We start from the raw sequence: 14740 nt of genomic DNA, 5'->3' as shown, positions 1-14740 counted from the left end.
GATTCTGGGCAAATGAGTGGGGTAGGGTGTTCAGGCGGTGAGCCGAATAAGCGGCCTATTCGGCTCATCAGATGAGCCGAATAGCTATTTTATTCGGCTCACCGCCGGTCAGGATCTTTGCGCCATCGACGAGCACTGTTCTTGTGATGTTTTCAACTGTGCTTCAAATGTCTGCAATCCCACGTGCATTTCCTGTAGCGCGGCAATTTTCAGGGCCAGTTCCTGCTTCTTGTCTGCGATTGCCTGGTCCGCCCGCTCCCAAGGCAATGCATCGCCTACGTGGCCGGAAAGAATTTCCTGCAACTCCTTGAGCTTGAATCCCAACTGCTGCGCGCACTTTATGAACATCAGCAGCTCAACGTTCTGCGCCGAATAGACCCGGTATTGGCCCTGACGCTGCGGTGCTGGCAACAGCCCAATCGCCTCATAGTGACGAATCGCCTTGATGGTCGTGCCCGACAACTGCGCGGCTTTGCCGATGTACATGAAAACTCCCTTTTTCCATTAAAGCGCTGGCTTGTTTCAGCCATTTTTCCCGTTGTGTTGGCGTAGAACCCAGCACAGGGCCGAGCATCAGCGTATTGATCGGCTTGATGCCGCAAAACGCCAAAGTGGTCTTGCGCATCTGGTGAATGCCCGGCATGCGATAGAACCAGCGGTAATACCATGGCGGCGTGTCCAGGGTCACCAGTAAATGTGCCGTTCGGCCGCGAAGCAGTTTGTCAGGGAATGCCTTGCCCGCGCGGTATTTAAAGGCAAAACCGGGTAGGAAGATTCGGTCGATAAAACCCTTCATCAACGCCGGGATGCCACCCCACCAGATCGGGAAAACAAAGGTCAGGTGAGTAGCCCAGAGAATGTCGGATTGCGCGTTGAGCAGGTCAGGTTCCAGCGGTTGAATCTGGGTGTAACCATGATGAAGGACTGGGTCGAATGCCAAGTCGCCCAAGCGTAGGACACGTACTTCATGGCCGGCGTTTTTTGCGGCCTGGATGTAGGTTTCGGCCAGGGCTGAACAAAAGCTGGAACGGGAGGGGTGGCCTAGGATCACCAGGGTACGCGGGGTCATGGGGGAGGTCCTGAACAGGGCGTTTCAGGTTAAAGGCTGCTGTATAGGGGAGAGTCAAGTCAGTAGTCCGCAATGGCCAGCAGGACGTTTCTGTAGTTATTGAGGGGTCCTTCCTGGAACGACCTTCGCCCCTTGTGACAGTCAGTGCGCCTGACTAGCCTGCCTCAAAACTCCAGAGTGACATGGCATGAGCGAACCCTGTATCGGCTTGACCGCGCCACCCGCGGGCTACAGTGACTGGCTGACTGACCTGAAAGGCCGTATTCATGCGGCGCAGCAGCGCGCAACACTGGCAGTGAATCGGGAATTGGTGTTGCTCTATTGGCAGATCGGCCACGACATTTTGACCCGCCAGGCGGAGCAGGGCTGGGGCAGCAAAGTCATAGATCGACTTGCCCAGGATCTGCGTGCGGCCTTTCCACGAATGAAGGGTTTTTCGCCGCGTAATCTCAAGTACATGCGGGCTTTTGCCGAGGCGTGGCCGGATGCTGAATTTGTGCAACAGGCTGCTGCACAATTACCTTGGGGCCATAATGTGGTGTTGCTCGACAAACTCCCCGGCCCCGAAACCCGCCGCTGGTACATCACCCAGGCAATTGAAAACAACTGGTCGCGTAACTCGCTGGTGATGCAAATCGAAAACCGCCTGCTGGAACGCAGTGGCAAGGCCGTCAGCAACTTCGAGACCCACCTGCCCAAACCGCAATCCGACCTGGCGCGTGAGTCGCTGAAAGACCCTTACCGTTTTGACTTCCTCAGCCTGGCCCTGGACGCGCAGGAGCGCGACATAGAAAACGCCTTGATCAAGCACGTCACCGACTTTTTGTTGGAGCTGGGCGCCGGTTTCGCCTTTGTCGGCCAGCAAGTGCTGCTGGATGTCGGAGGCGATGAGTTCTTTGTCGACCTGCTGTTCTATCACGTGAAGCTACGCTGCTACGTGGTCATCGAACTGAAAGCCGGCAAGTTCAAACCCGAGCATCTGGGGAAGCTGAGCTTTTATCTGGCTGCCGTCGATGCCCAGCTTAAACATCCACAAGATGGGCCCACCATCGGCCTGCTGTTGTGCAAGAGCAAGAACGAAGTCGTCGCCGAATATGCGTTGCGCGATAACAACCGACCGATTGGCGTGGCGGAATATCAACTGGTGGAGTCGTTGCCCGCAGAACTGCGAACCAGCCTGCCAAGCATCGAGCAGATCGAGCGGGAGCTGGCGGGTTAAAACCGACTGGCAGCCTCAAAACCCCGGCGGAATATAACCCGGCACAAATGGCACATTCAGGCACTTGCCATGCAGGATCCGGCCATCTTCAATCCTGAACAGCACGATCTTCTTCGTTTTATCCACCGTGGCTTCCAGCTTGCAATCCGAACTGTGCCCGACTTGCTGGTAATACTCGGTGTACACCATTCCGTTCCCGGTGTGATTCATTGAAGTCCCGGCGGCTTCAGTGGTCGTCCATGAAGAGGACTTGTGCCAAGTCATCACCACCTGCGTGTCGCCATTGGGTGCATTCTGCTTCTTCATCGAGTCGGGTTTGCCGAATAAATCCAGCGCCTCTTGCACGTCACGACCTTCCCAGCGTGACTGCGCAATCAGGTGGCACCCACTGATAAACAGTACGGCAGGCAACAAAAGCCCAGCCAGTAACAGCCTTGTCCATGTAGGCATGGTGAATCCTTCTTGTAGGTGAGTGTGACTCAGCGCTTGTTGCCCAGCATGTCGTCGAGGTCATCGATCATCTGGCTTTTTTCCTGAGTCGGCCCCAATTGCTGGAACATCGCTTTGGTGGTCTGGATCATCTGCAGGTGGGTCATCTTGCCCATGGCGATGGTGTCCTTACTCTTGCCCGGTTCGCAGACATACGCGAGCGTGCGATCGAGCCAGAATTCCTTCGGCGTCTGCCACGTGTTGGAGACTTTCAAGTGCGTAAGGGTGTAGGAAAATGGTGCGACCGACTGGCCGTTGAGAAAGCGCAACTTGCGCGTGGAACACTGCACCTCGATGTTGTACACATCGATCATCGGCTTGCCCGGTTCTTCATACACCACCGTGACAGCCACCAGCTTCGCACCCTTGTTGTGGTTCGAGGGCACCACGGAGGTACGGTCGGCCACATACATCACATTTTTATGCGCTCGGCCGCTGCCGTAGATGATCGACCAGTCGCCGATCGGTGTTTCTTCATCGGCCAATACCGACGGTGTGCTGGTCAGCAAGACGGGCAACAGTGCCAGGCAGCGCCCGACTTTGGTTAAGGTATTCAATAGCGTCCTTCCTTGAGGCTCGAAATAAGCGAAGGACTTTAGTGGTGAGGCGGTGCCGTCACAATTAGGGCGAGTGTGCTAATGGCGCATTGCTAGTTAACCAAAAAAGCCTGCGTTTCAAGGCAGGCTTAGTGTGTGCAGCGGTTGAGTTAGTCCTTACGCGCCGTCAACGCCGAGTAACCATTCATCAAGTTGCGATAGTTGGGAATGCGCTGGGACAACAGGTTCCCCAGGCCTTCGATATCGTTGCGCCAGTCGCGGTGCAACTCACACGCCACCGAGAACCAGTTCATCAACTGCGCACCCGCTTGCGTCATCCGGCTCCACGCCGCCTGCTGCACCGTGGTATTGAACGTGCCTGACGCATCGGTCACCACAAACACCTCAAACCCTTCCGCCAGCGCCGACAAAGTCGGGAACGCCACGCACACATCCGTCACCACACCGGCAATGATGATCTGCTTGCGGCCGGTGGCCTTGATCGCCTTGACGAAGTCTTCGTTGTCCCATGCGTTGATCTGGCCTGGGCGGGCGATGTACGGCGCGTCCGGAAACATCTCTTTCAATTCTGGCACCAGCGGGCCGTTGGGGCCTTGCTCGAAGCTGGTGGTGAGGATGGTCGGCAGGTTGAAGAACTTGGCCAGGTCGGCCAGGGCCAGCACGTTGTTCTTGAACTCGTTGGGCGAGAAGTCCTGCACCAGGGAAATCAGGCCGGTCTGGTGGTCGACCAGCAGAACAATGGCGTCGTCTTTGTTGAGGCGGTTGTAGGTTGCAGTGCTCATGGTTGAATCCTTTTTTGTTTAGGTTGGTTGGGCGTTGCGTTCAACATGGGCACAGATTAATGGGTGAGCATGGGGTGATAAATCGTCTGCGGTGTGTCTTACCGTCAACCCTAAGGAGACAATGTGAACACAGGTGTTTTTTGCCCGTTCGGCGTCGGTGCGAAGGCCACTTTGAGCCGTTGGCCGATGCGTAACTGTCGTGGCTCATCGCACTGGACAACCGATAATATTGTTGGCCCTTCGTCGAGCGTTACGTAGGCGATGCAATACGTCTCATGGTTCCGCCCGCTGTAGCTGAAGCTGTACAAGGTGGCGTTGCCGCTGGCGACGATCCAATCGGTGTGGGCGCTGCCAGTAAACGGGCTGTGGTCGCGGGGGTAGAAATACGGCTTGCCGGTGTCGAGGCAGCGGCGCAGCAGTAGCTGTTCGCGGTTGGCGGCCTCCCAGAACGGTGCGCTTTCGGGGGTGATGTGCGGTGAGGTCAGGTGCATATCAAAGGCGCTCCAGAATAAGCGTCGCGCTGCCGTGCCGTGAGCCCAGCAAACCCCCGGTGCCGTGGGCCAGGGCCAGCGCGCAGTCGGGCCGTTGCACCGCCGGGTGAGCTTCTCCACGGAGTTGCCGCACCGCTTCTATCAGCCGGGCCATGCCGCCGCGATTGCCAGGATGGTTGTTGCACAGCCCACCGCCGTCGGTGTTGATTGCCAGCGGACCCACGCCGCTGATCAATTTGCCGTCGGCAACAAAGGCGCCGCCCTGACCAGGTGCGCAGAAACCGAGGTTTTCCAGCTGGATCAGGACAGTGATGGTGAAGCTGTCGTACAGCGAGGCGTAGCGGATATCCCCGGGTTTGAGCCGTGCTTCGGCGAACGCATCGGCACCCGACTTCACCGCACCGGAAGACAGCAGGTCGAAATAGCCGCCGTTCAAATGGCTGATCGAATAACCGGCGCCAATCGGTGTAATCAACGGCCGCTTGAGGGCGCGCGCGATGGACGGATGCACCACCACCAGCGCGCCACCGCCATCGCTGATCACGCAGCAATCCAGCCGTCGCAAGGGCGCTGCGATCAACGGCGAGCTCAACACATCCTCCACCGTCACAATCTTGCGCAACATCGCCTGGGGATTGTGCTGGGCATGGTGCGATGCCGCGACTTTGATCCAGGCCAGTTGCTCGGCGGTGGTGCCGTGTTCGTACTGATGGCGCATGGCGCACATCGCGTAGAGGTTGGTCACGGCGGCGCCGTAGGGCATTTCAAAGGGCGCTTCGCAGGTGGTTTGCGGTTGATCGAGGTGACTGGTATCCGGTCGCTGGCGCTCGGCGCGTGGGCGGCCGGCCTGGGTGATCAGGGCCACGGTGCAACGCCCGTCGGCAATGGCGCGGGTGGCTTGCGCGACGTGATGAAGGTAGGAAGAGCCCCAGCTTTCTGTAGTCTCCAGGTGCCGGGGTTGTATGCCTAGGTATTCGACCATGGAGAAAGGTCCTACGCCGGGTGCGTCCCAACCGGGTACGTCACCTGCACAGAAGTAACCGTCCACATCGCTGAGGCTAAGCCCCGCATCCGCCAAGGCGCCTCGGGCCACATCCGCATGCAGTTGCGCGAGAGAGCGATCCACCGCATGACGTGTGGGATGTTCATAAGCGCCGACAACAAAGGCTTTGCCCTTCATGATGGGCACCTGCGGTTGGCGTATTCGATAAAAAACGCCAGCGCCTGTGGATCGCGCATGGCGCTGGGGTTGGCGACGCTTTGCGGGTCGTGGCCCATCAGGATTCGGCGCACAGGCACTTCCATTTTTTTACCGGTAAGCGTCAGCGGAATCAGCGGCACTGCGATGATCTGGTCCGGCACATGCCGGGGCGTACAAGCCTGCCGCAAGCACTCACACACGCGTTGGCGCAATGCTTCGTCCAGCACGGCACCAGGGTGCAGTTGGATAAATAGCGGCATGAAGAAACCACCCTCGGGCAGATCCAGATTCACGATCAGGGCATCGTCGATTTCCTCTATCGGCTCCAGCGCCCGGTAGATCTCTGCCGTGCCGATCCGCACCCCAAAGCGATTCAGCGTCGCATCCGAACGCCCGAGCACCTGGCAGCCTCCGCGGGCATTGAGTAGGAAAAAATCCCCATGACGCCACACGCCAGGCCAGGGTTGGAAATAGCTGTCGCGGTAACGCTCATCCCCCGGATCATTCCAGAAATACACCGGCATCGACGGCATCGGTGACGTCACCACCAACTCGCCCACTTGATCAATCACCGCCCGGCCCTGTTCATCAAACGCATGGGCATCCACCCCCAAGGCTTGCGCCTGGATCTCCCCGGCATACACCGGCAGCGTGGGCACGCCACTCACCAGGCCGGTGCAAATATCCGTGCCACCGCTGCCCGTGGTCACCCACACATCGGCCTTGAGGTGGCGATAAAACCAGGCGTTGCACTGTGGCGAAACCGGCGAGCCCACGGGCATGACGGTGCGTAGCGCGCCCAGGTCAAAGCGCTCCCGAGGCACCACGTCGTGACGCTTCATCAATTCGATATAGGTTGGGCTGGTGCCGAAAAAACTGGCGCGACTGTCTTGCAGAATTTGCCACAGCGTATCGATATTCGGCCAAGTGGGATGGCCGTCGTACAGCACCGGCCGCACCCCGCAGAGCAACGCGCTGAACAAGGTGTTCCACATCATCCAGCCCGTGGTGGTGAAAATGAAGGCGGCATCACCGGGGCGAAAATCCAGGTGCAGATGCAGGGCCTTCAGCTGCTCCAGCAGAATGCCACCATGGCTCTGCACGATGGCTTTGGGTAGTCCGGTCGTGCCGGAAGAAAACAGCACCCAGAGCGGATGATCGAAAGGCAGTTGCTCGCAATGGAAATCGGCGGCGGGCACCGTCGGACGTTGCTGCAACGTAGGCCAGCCGATGGCGTTCGCGAGCATCAGCGGGTCATCGGGAAACAGTGCCGGCAACACAATGATTTGCTCGATACTCTCCAGCTCGCGGGCGATATCTCGCACCTGCTCACGCCGGTCAAACACCCTGCCGCCATAGCGATACCCATCCACCGCCAACAGCACCTTGGGCGACAATTGTCGCACCCGGTCCAACACGCCCTCTGCGCCGAAATCCGGTGAGCAACTGGCCCAGACAGCACCGATGCAAGCACACGCACACAGCGCGATCATCGCCTCGGGGATGTTCGGCAGGTAAGCCACCACCCGGTCACCCGGCACGACGCCCGACTCGCGTAGATAGGTCGCCAGCCTGCGTACTTGGTCGGCGAATTCACTCCAGGGCAAGCCTTGCAGGCCGGTGGTTTCATTCACGTAGAGCAGCGCGTCACCGTCCTGCTCATTGCGCAGAATATGCTCGGCAAAGTTCAAGCGTGCGCCGGGAAACCACTGCGCACCGGGCATTGCTCGATCACCCAGCACTGCCTGATGTGGGCTGCTGGCCTGCACCTGAAAGTGATCCCAGATCGACTGCCAGAAGGCTTCCGGTTTATCGACCGACCACTGCCATAGGCCTTGATAGTCGGCAAACCTGAGCCCGCGCTCGCGCCTCAGCCAATCCAGATAATGCGTGAGTCGGGCGTGTTGAAGGTGTTCAGGGGAGGGCAGCCAGAGCAGTTGGCCCTGGACCACGTTGTCGAATGCAGTTGCCACGATAAAAGACCTCTGACGTTTTTGTTATTCGAGTCATGGGTGCTCTTGCGTGGCGGACTGTAGCGATAAGTTGTACGTCGTACAATTAGTGGCGTTTCTGGTTTTGTTGTACGAATTTTCAGCAGCGCAAGGCTTGGGTTTCCAGGCCGCAGAGGAGGGTATCGACGTAAAACGTGAAGCTCTCATCAAGCGCCGCGTCCACCCCATTTTGCCAGCGCAGGCTGAAACCGCGATTGCTCAACTGGTCCATATTCTGCGCGAGAGTGGGGTGTTTTTCGGCGTCGACGGCACGCAGGTTTTCCTGCACCTGGTGCTGCCATGCCTCGGTGTTTTCCGGCAATGGCGCGTACTCCAACGTGGTGAAACCGGCAAGCGCGGCAATGAACGTATTGTAGGCACCGACCAGGGAAGGGCCGCTGAAACCCGCCTGTTGCAGGGCCGCCAACACGCCTTCGACCAACTTGAAGTCAGTGCTGGAATTGGAGACCAATTGCGACCCCAACAACGGCGCGATGTTCGGGTGCCGCTGCACGGCGTCATGGCAGTTGAACATCGCCGTACGCAGGTAGTCCTGCCAACGTTCCTGAGGTGTCGGGGCGACATCTTGCAGGACGTTGGCCAGCACTTCGCTCAACAACAACTCCCGCGACGAGACGTACCAATAGATCGCCGTCGGGTACACCCCAAGGCTGTTGGCCAGGTTGCGCAGGCTGCATTTGTCCAGGCCATCGCGATCGATCAGCGCCAGCGCGGCGGCGATGATGGTGTCCCTGTTCAATGGGCTTTTCGCGTCTTCGCCAGCGGTCTTCTTGCGCCTGCCCCGAGGGTTTGCGGTTTTGCTGGTCATTGTTGTGGGTTCCGGTTGAGCGACGGCGAAAGGATAGCGGTTCACCGATTCGCTGTCGCTCTGCCGGGGCGGTGTCAACTTCCTCCGTAGCGCTCGGCAAATGCCTGTGTGGCCGATGTCAGCCTGCTTAGTTCGCGCTCAGTCAGTGGCAAGCTCAGCGCAAATAAACCACGGCGTGCGCTATAGATCCCACATTCGAGCAGGTGAAAGAAGAACAGGTCGCGTAGGTCGTTTCGTTCCGTTGGAATATCCGAGGGCCGACGGATGAGTAAGCCCGTGGGATGCAGATTCATCACCGAACCTTGTCCGGTAAATTGCATCGCCATGGGGGCCAGTGCTTGATTGAGCTGTTCGCGTAGCTTGTCGCCTCGAGCATTCAGGTCCAATGCGGCTTCGCGGGTATACACCTGCTCCAATCCGGCGAGACCCGCCGCCATGGTCAGCACATTGTTGTTGAACGTGCCCGCATGGGAGAGGCTCCCGTGACGCGGGTCGAACTGCCCCATGATGTCCCGCCGCCCACCGAGGACACCGCACGGCATGCCGCCGCCGATGTATTTGCCCAGGGTGATCAGGTCGGGCGTGATGCCGAGTTTTTCCTGCAGGCCACCGGGGCCAAGGCGCGAGGTCATCACTTCGTCGAAGATCAATAGTGAACCGTGGGCCTGGCTCCTTTCTCTTAAGCCTTCGAGAAAACCCGGCTCTGCGCAAATACACCCGCCTGCACCGAGCATCGGCTCTACCAGGATGGCCGCGATGTCGACATGCTCACGCAGCAAACGCTCGACGCTCTCCAGGTCGTTATAGTCAGCCAGGTACACCCGATGCGGCACATTCATCGCTGTGTTCGCCCCGGCAAAACTCAACACGCCGCCATGGTAACCGCCGTTGAACGCGATGACGCCGCTGCGTCCGGTGTAGGCTTTTGCCGCCGCCAGCGCGAGCAGATTCGCCTCGGTGCCGGAATTGGTAAAGCGCACCTGCTCGATGCAACTGAAGCGCTCCACAATCAGTGCCGCCAACCGCGCTTCCAGTTCTGTGTGTGCGCTCAGGTTCAACCCGTTCGCCATCGCTTCTGACAGCGCATGGATGATCACCGGATGAGAGTGCCCATACAACGCCGCCGTGTATTCGGCCAAAAAGTCGACATAACGGTGCCCGTCCAGATCGTCGAGAAAGCACCCATTGCCGCCCGTCATCACCAACGGAAACGGCTCGTAAAACAGCACCGAGCGGGTGTTACCCCCTGGCATCACCCGCGCCACCCAATCCAGTTGACGTGCACTGTTGGGATTGGCCTGGATGTACCGTTGAATGCAATGTTTCAGCTCAAGCATTCCAGGCATCACCCACCCCCTTCTTCAGCGCCGCACGTTTCGGATACACCAGCATCAACAACCCGAACCACGCCGCCGCAACATAAAACGCCGCCCGCGTTTCCGGGTCGCGGATCACCAACACCGTCAGCACACCCAGGTAACCCAGCACCAAGACACTGCTGACCTTGGGCCAGGGCAAACGGTAATGCACCTGCGCCAAGCCATTGCGCTGCACCTTGCGGCGATAAGCCATATGCGCGGTGATAATCACCACCCATACCCAAATCAACAGGCCCAGAATGCCGGTGATCAACAAGCTGAAAATGCGCTCCGGAATCAGGTAATTAAGTAGCACCCCCACCAGCAAAATCGCAGTCGACACCATCAAGCACCGAGCCGGTACCTGGCGCGGGCTCAACACCCGCAACTGACGCGGCGCCTGCTGAATATGTGACAGTGCAAATAACATTCGGCTGGTGGCAAACAGCCCGGTATTACAGGAAGACGCCAACGCGCTGATCACCACAAAATTGATCAGCCCAGCCGCCATCCCCAGCCCGATACTGTCGAACACCATCACAAACGGGCTTTGCGACGTGTCGATCTGATTCCACGGATACAGCGCCATGATCACCGCCGTCGACCCCAGGTAAAAAATCGCCATGCGCCACAAAATGCTATTGATCGCCCGTGGCAACGTGCGCTGCGGCTCCGCCGTTTCCGCCGCGACCAGACCGACCACCTCAATCCCGGCAAAGGTAAAAGCGGCGACAGGCACCGCAAACCAAAACCCACTCCAGCCATTCGGAAAAAACCCACCGTGCTGCCAGAGATTGGCTACCGAGGGTGTCGTCTGCGCCGACGTCTCCAGCCCAAACAGCAGAATCACCAACCCCGCCCCAATCAGCCCGACAATCGTCAACACCTTGATCAACGCCAGCCAGAACTCCACCTCGCCGAAGGTCTTCACCGCAAACAGATTGATCACCATCAACACGCCTACAGTGACCAAGGCCGGAATCCACTGCGGCAACTCCGGAAACCAATACTTCATCAACACCCCGATCCCGGTCACCTCCAGCACCCCCACCAGAATCCAGATCATCCAATACGACCACCCCGTGATAAACGCCACTCGCGGCCCCAAAAACTCTTCCGCATAGGTCGCAAACGACCCACTGCTGGGCCGATACAACGACAACTCCCCCAGCGCCCGCGCAATCAGATAAACCATCCCCCCACACAACGCATACGCCAGCAACAACGCCGGCCCCGCCGTGGCAATCGCCTTGCCCGACCCCAAAAACAAACCGGCCCCGATGATTCCGCCGATTGCGATCAACATCACATGGCGCTCTTTAAGCGATCGCGCCAAGCCATGGTTGGAAGAGTGAAGCGGTGTTGTGGACATCAGCATTCCCCCGTACTGCGTTGCGCAGTGGATGTGGGTGGTGGTCCGGCTTGGGCCGGTTTTATTGTACGGCGTGCAATAAGCAGGTTTTGGGCCATCAGGCCTAAGGGACGGGGGTTTACGGCGTAGAGGGTTTGTCTAGATATGGGTGTAGGACGTTTCTTTGGGAGGGCTTTGAGTGGGGAGCGGCGGTGAGGTGTCACCTAGGAACACAGGTTGGGTGGGGGGAACACGGGGTGGATTTGGAGGTGATTTTCAAGGGCCAGCAGGGCGGGTCGCTTTCATTTGCAGGACGTTTCCGAGAGAATCTCAAGCGCATTGCGCCAGCGGGCATGGGTGACTAAGCTGCGGATTGTCACTGCTTATTCAGTGATCGGGTTTAGTCGCCCGGATTCGATTGGTACACACTTTTAATTGGAGTTGTGCCATGGAAAATACCCTTTCGAACTCTCGCTCTGCGCTTGCGCCTAATCCATTTACCGTTAATGAAGAACTCAGCTTTGAGGATGCCTGGGTGCGTGTGGCGGAGTTGCTGCAATGTGCGGTGGCGACGTCGCAGGTGCTCGGGGAACCCCTGGGTGCGCCGCAGAGGGCGGTGATGCATTTGGTGGAGATGGCGAAGATGGTGGCGGATCGGGCTGTGGAGTGTATGCAGCCTAGCTAAGCGGTCCGCTTTGGGTCATTCAATTGTCCAGCAGCCTGTTGGACAATTGACTTGGGATATTTTCAGGCATTAAAAAGCCGGCTTGTGGCCGGCTTCTCGGGGACTGCTTCAGCTTGTTTTTGACAAACCTCACCAGCCTTCAAATCGCTCAGCCCACATTGCGTCGGGCTGAATAGTAGGGGCATCAGCGGGAACTCCTCCGCATCGCCGAGCAGGGTGGATAGCCTTCGCCACCCCCTGCCAAATGTGCGGCGCATGATACCCACATTCACTTCAGTTGCCCACCTCTGGATCCGATTTAGAGCCTTCCCAGCCCAATAAATGCTCATCCAGCGGCACGGGTGGCCTGCGGTTATTCAACGTGGACCACCAGAACACCCAGCCCACAATCTGGAAGTTCTGCTCGAACCGTTGCTCGTACGTCAGGTACTCGTCCGGATGCTCGTTGGCATTGTGGCTACGCATGCGCAATCCGCCGCCGGGTCGGTTGTAGAGGTATTTGATGCGCAGCATGCCGTCGTGTTCGACGGCGTAGATTTCGCCGTCGATGATTTGGGTGCGGCCTCGGTCGATGGCGAGGGTGGCGCCTTGTTGGATGATGTCGATCATGCTGTTGTCGACCATGTAGGCGCCCAGGGCGCGCTCGGGGTTGACGTTGAGGGCTTGGAGGGTGTGCAAGGTGACGCGGATGCGTTCGGTGGAGGTGAATGAGGGGTGGAGGTCGATCTCCACGTCGATTTTTTCTGGAAGACAGGCGGGGCCTGTGAGGTATTTGCCGCTTCCTTCGCGGATGGTGGGCAGTCCTTTTCGGGTGGTCGGGCCTTCCAGCAGGAAGTTGGCCGGTGGGTGTTTGGGGCCTTCGCCGGTGCGCAGCCAACGGCTGGAGATGCACAGCAGTTCTGCGATCTCGTTGAGTCGGCCCATGGGTACACCGCGCTTGAACCAGTTGTTCACGTGTTGAGGCGTGACGCCGCGGTTCTTGGCGAAGTCGGAGGCGGAAAGATGGACTTCCCGCAGTAGCGCTTTTAAACGATCACCTGATGTATTCATAAACACAAAGCTTACTGACCGGGAAAACAGATCAAATAAACCATGCGTTGAGTTGGTCATGTAGGTCTTTGCTTAGTTGTAGCCTGATACTTCGGATTGATATCGAAATTAAACATTTGCTATAAGCAATTGAACTTGTCGTTTAATTTTTCTCACAAAAAAGCCCCGAATGATCGGGGCTTTTTCAATTGCCTGGGCAATGAGGAGCAAGTATCAGCCTTTGTAGGCAGCGACCGACTTCAGGATCTCGGCGCGGGCGGCGTCTGCGTTGCCCCAACCGTCGATCTTCACCCATTTGCCTTTTTCGAGGTCTTTGTAGTTCTCGAAGAAGTGTTTGATCTGCTCCAGCAACAGCGGCGGCAGGTCGGTGTATTCCTTCACGTCCACGTACAGCTGGGACAGCTTGTCGTGTGGCACTGCGATGACTTTGGCATCGCCGCCGCCGTCGTCGGTCATGTTCAGGATGCCGACCGGACGTGCGCGGATTACCGAGCCTGGGGTAACCGGGTAAGGGGTTACGACCAGCACGTCGAGGGGGTCACCGTCGTCAGCCAGGGTGTTAGGGATGAAACCGTAGTTGGCCGGGTAGAACATCGGGGTGGCCATGAAACGGTCAACGAACAGGCAGTCGCTGTCTTTGTCGATTTCGTATTTGATCGGCGCGTGGTTGGCCGGAATCTCGATGGCGACGTAGATGTCGTTCGGCAGGTCTTTGCCAGCCGGAATCTTGCTGTAGCTCATTGGGCGTTGCCCCCGTTAATTGGCCATTAAACATGGCCGGATTGGCCTAAAAGTGGCGGCGATTATAGGCACATTCTGACGCCGATGCCATGCGCCAGACGTCGTACGGTCATTCGCCTTGTGGCTGATAACGCGGGTCGCTGGCTTGCAGTTGGGTGAGGCGGGCCAAGGGATCCTGGCGATAAAAGCGGCTGAGTTGGGCGTACACCTGTGGATAATGGCTGACCAGCAAATCCGGGGCGCTGAAAAAATATTCGCTGGTGACGGCAAAGAATTCAGCCGGGTTTTCGGCGGCGTAGGGGTCGATCTCGGTCTCGGCGTCCGGGTTGGCGTCGAGTTGGCGATTGAGGTCGTCGTAGGCGGTCTGCATCACGCTGGCCCATTCCTGCACGCGCATGTCGTTGTGCAGCGGCGGCAGGCCGTTGGCGTCGCCGTTGAGCATGTCGAGCTTGTGCGCCAGTTCGTGGATGACTAGGTTGTAGCCCTCCCAATTGCCACTGGCCAGCACGCCGGGCCAGGCGAGGATCACCGGGCCCTGTTGCCAGGCTTCGCCGCTGTGTTCGCCGTCCCATTCGTGCTCGATGCCGCTGCTGTCGCGATGGCGCTGCGGGCTGACGAAGTCGTCGGGGTACAGCACGATTTCATGGAAGCCTTGGTACCAGTCGAGGTCGCCCAGGTTCATCAGCGGCAATTGCGCCTGCGCGGCGAGCAGCAGGCGTTGTTCCTGGTGCAGCTCGACGCCGGGCAGGGCGGTCAGGTGCTTTTCGGCGAGGAACATCACGCAGGCTTCGCGCAGCCACTGGTCCTGCTCGGCGCTGATGCCGTCGAGGAAGGTCAGGTGATGGCGCACCCGCTGCCAGGTTTCATCGGCAATCGGGTGCTTGGCCAGCAAGCGCCGGCGACGCCAGGCGCTGAGGGACCACATAT

At 58.5% G+C, this 14740-nt stretch carries 16 protein-coding genes; 2 read left to right on the top strand and 14 right to left on the bottom strand.

Features of this window, described 5'->3' with window-relative positions:
• Positions 1–108 precede the first annotated feature (108 nt).
• Together HX812_RS19485 and HX812_RS19480 are read right to left on the bottom strand one after the other, a co-directional pair.
• Positions 109–486: a MerR family transcriptional regulator gene (locus HX812_RS19485; RefSeq protein WP_038850090.1), complete on the bottom strand. Its 378-nt coding sequence runs from the start codon at positions 484–486 to the stop codon at positions 109–111.
• Positions 425–1069 (bottom strand): NAD(P)H-dependent oxidoreductase, encoded by a 645-nt coding sequence (locus HX812_RS19480; RefSeq protein WP_038850088.1) that lies wholly within the window; start codon positions 1067–1069, stop codon positions 425–427. Before HX812_RS19480 ends, HX812_RS19485 begins: the two co-directional genes overlap by 62 nt.
• A gap of 187 nt (positions 1070–1256) precedes the next feature.
• Between HX812_RS19480 and HX812_RS19475 the strand changes: the two genes are divergently transcribed.
• Positions 1257–2288 carry a YhcG family protein gene (locus HX812_RS19475; RefSeq protein WP_038850086.1) on the top strand — a complete coding sequence of 344 codons (1032 nt, stop codon included), beginning with the start codon at positions 1257–1259 and terminating at the stop codon, positions 2286–2288.
• A gap of 15 nt (positions 2289–2303) precedes the next feature.
• Here the strand turns inward: HX812_RS19475 and HX812_RS19470 are convergent, their stop codons facing one another.
• The 9 genes from HX812_RS19470 to HX812_RS19430 form a co-directional block, all read right to left on the bottom strand.
• The gene (locus HX812_RS19470; protein WP_038850084.1) at positions 2304–2738 is read right to left on the bottom strand and encodes a hypothetical protein; all 435 of its coding nucleotides are present in this window, start codon (positions 2736–2738) and stop codon (positions 2304–2306) included.
• 29 nt (positions 2739–2767) lie between these two features.
• On the bottom strand, positions 2768–3334 hold the full coding sequence (locus HX812_RS19465; RefSeq protein ID WP_038850082.1) for a hypothetical protein: 567 nt from the start codon (positions 3332–3334) through the stop codon (positions 2768–2770).
• A gap of 149 nt (positions 3335–3483) precedes the next feature.
• Positions 3484–4116: an isochorismate family cysteine hydrolase YcaC gene (ycaC, locus tag HX812_RS19460; RefSeq protein WP_016978556.1), complete on the bottom strand. Its 633-nt coding sequence runs from the start codon at positions 4114–4116 to the stop codon at positions 3484–3486.
• Between the two features lie 110 nt (positions 4117–4226).
• Positions 4227–4607 (bottom strand): Zn-ribbon domain-containing OB-fold protein, encoded by a 381-nt coding sequence (locus tag HX812_RS19455; protein WP_038850080.1) that lies wholly within the window; start codon positions 4605–4607, stop codon positions 4227–4229.
• Position 4608: 1 nt separating this feature from the next.
• Complete coding sequence (locus tag HX812_RS19450; protein ID WP_038850078.1) at positions 4609–5787, bottom strand: thiolase domain-containing protein; 1179 nt, start codon at positions 5785–5787, stop codon at positions 4609–4611.
• Positions 5784–7781 carry an acetoacetate--CoA ligase gene (locus tag HX812_RS19445; protein ID WP_177128141.1) on the bottom strand — a complete coding sequence of 666 codons (1998 nt, stop codon included), beginning with the start codon at positions 7779–7781 and terminating at the stop codon, positions 5784–5786. Before HX812_RS19445 ends, HX812_RS19450 begins: the two co-directional genes overlap by 4 nt.
• 118 nt (positions 7782–7899) lie before the next feature.
• Entirely contained in the window at positions 7900–8628 is a 729-nt protein-coding gene (locus HX812_RS19440; RefSeq protein WP_038850075.1) for a TetR/AcrR family transcriptional regulator C-terminal domain-containing protein, read from the bottom strand.
• Between the two features lie 74 nt (positions 8629–8702).
• A complete protein-coding gene (locus HX812_RS19435; RefSeq protein WP_235165498.1) occupies positions 8703–9965 on the bottom strand; it encodes an aspartate aminotransferase family protein in 1263 nt (420 codons plus the stop codon).
• Positions 9958–11292: an amino acid permease gene (locus tag HX812_RS19430; protein ID WP_235165497.1), complete on the bottom strand. Its 1335-nt coding sequence runs from the start codon at positions 11290–11292 to the stop codon at positions 9958–9960. Before HX812_RS19430 ends, HX812_RS19435 begins: the two co-directional genes overlap by 8 nt.
• Before the next feature lie 493 nt (positions 11293–11785).
• Here HX812_RS19430 and HX812_RS19425 point away from each other — a divergent pair, with 493 nt between their 5' ends.
• Entirely contained in the window at positions 11786–12022 is a 237-nt protein-coding gene (locus HX812_RS19425) for a DUF6124 family protein (protein WP_038850073.1), read from the top strand.
• 273 nt (positions 12023–12295) lie between these two features.
• Here HX812_RS19425 and HX812_RS19420 read toward each other — a convergent pair whose 3' ends face one another.
• From HX812_RS19420 to HX812_RS19410, 3 genes are all read right to left on the bottom strand, one after another.
• Positions 12296–13072 carry a S24 family peptidase gene (locus HX812_RS19420; RefSeq protein ID WP_038850071.1) on the bottom strand — a complete coding sequence of 259 codons (777 nt, stop codon included), beginning with the start codon at positions 13070–13072 and terminating at the stop codon, positions 12296–12298.
• Between the two features lie 213 nt (positions 13073–13285).
• On the bottom strand, positions 13286–13813 hold the full coding sequence (ppa, locus tag HX812_RS19415; RefSeq protein WP_003219382.1) for an inorganic diphosphatase: 528 nt from the start codon (positions 13811–13813) through the stop codon (positions 13286–13288).
• 109 nt (positions 13814–13922) lie between these two features.
• Positions 13923–14738: a zinc-dependent peptidase gene (locus tag HX812_RS19410; protein ID WP_038850068.1), complete on the bottom strand. Its 816-nt coding sequence runs from the start codon at positions 14736–14738 to the stop codon at positions 13923–13925.
• Positions 14739–14740 lie beyond the last annotated feature (2 nt).

Origin of the sequence: Pseudomonas sp. IPO3749 (genome assembly GCF_013386605.1) — a bacterium.
Classification (GTDB): Bacteria; Pseudomonadota; Gammaproteobacteria; order Pseudomonadales; family Pseudomonadaceae; genus Aquipseudomonas; species Aquipseudomonas azotoformans_A.
This window is presented reverse-complemented; position numbering and strand designations above follow the sequence as displayed.

Coding starts and splice junctions, on each gene's coding strand:
- ppa (WP_003219382.1), bottom strand. CDS start 13,813: ATGAGCTACAGCAAGATTCCGGCTGGCAAAGACCTGCCGAACGACATC.
- HX812_RS19420 (WP_038850071.1), bottom strand. CDS start 13,072: ATGAATACATCAGGTGATCGTTTAAAAGCGCTACTGCGGGAAGTCCAT.
- HX812_RS19480 (WP_038850088.1), bottom strand. CDS start 1,069: ATGACCCCGCGTACCCTGGTGATCCTAGGCCACCCCTCCCGTTCCAGC.
- HX812_RS19450 (WP_038850078.1), bottom strand. CDS start 5,787: ATGAAGGGCAAAGCCTTTGTTGTCGGCGCTTATGAACATCCCACACGT.
- HX812_RS19430 (WP_235165497.1), bottom strand. CDS start 11,292: ATGTTGATCGCAATCGGCGGAATCATCGGGGCCGGTTTGTTTTTGGGG.
- HX812_RS19455 (WP_038850080.1), bottom strand. CDS start 4,607: ATGCACCTGACCTCACCGCACATCACCCCCGAAAGCGCACCGTTCTGG.
- HX812_RS19440 (WP_038850075.1), bottom strand. CDS start 8,628: ATGACCAGCAAAACCGCAAACCCTCGGGGCAGGCGCAAGAAGACCGCT.
- HX812_RS19410 (WP_038850068.1), bottom strand. CDS start 14,738: ATGTGGTCCCTCAGCGCCTGGCGTCGCCGGCGCTTGCTGGCCAAGCAC.
- HX812_RS19485 (WP_038850090.1), bottom strand. CDS start 486: ATGTACATCGGCAAAGCCGCGCAGTTGTCGGGCACGACCATCAAGGCG.
- HX812_RS19435 (WP_235165498.1), bottom strand. CDS start 9,965: ATGCTTGAGCTGAAACATTGCATTCAACGGTACATCCAGGCCAATCCC.
- HX812_RS19470 (WP_038850084.1), bottom strand. CDS start 2,738: ATGCCTACATGGACAAGGCTGTTACTGGCTGGGCTTTTGTTGCCTGCC.
- ycaC (WP_016978556.1), bottom strand. CDS start 4,116: ATGAGCACTGCAACCTACAACCGCCTCAACAAAGACGACGCCATTGTT.
- HX812_RS19475 (WP_038850086.1), top strand. CDS start 1,257: ATGAGCGAACCCTGTATCGGCTTGACCGCGCCACCCGCGGGCTACAGT.
- HX812_RS19425 (WP_038850073.1), top strand. CDS start 11,786: ATGGAAAATACCCTTTCGAACTCTCGCTCTGCGCTTGCGCCTAATCCA.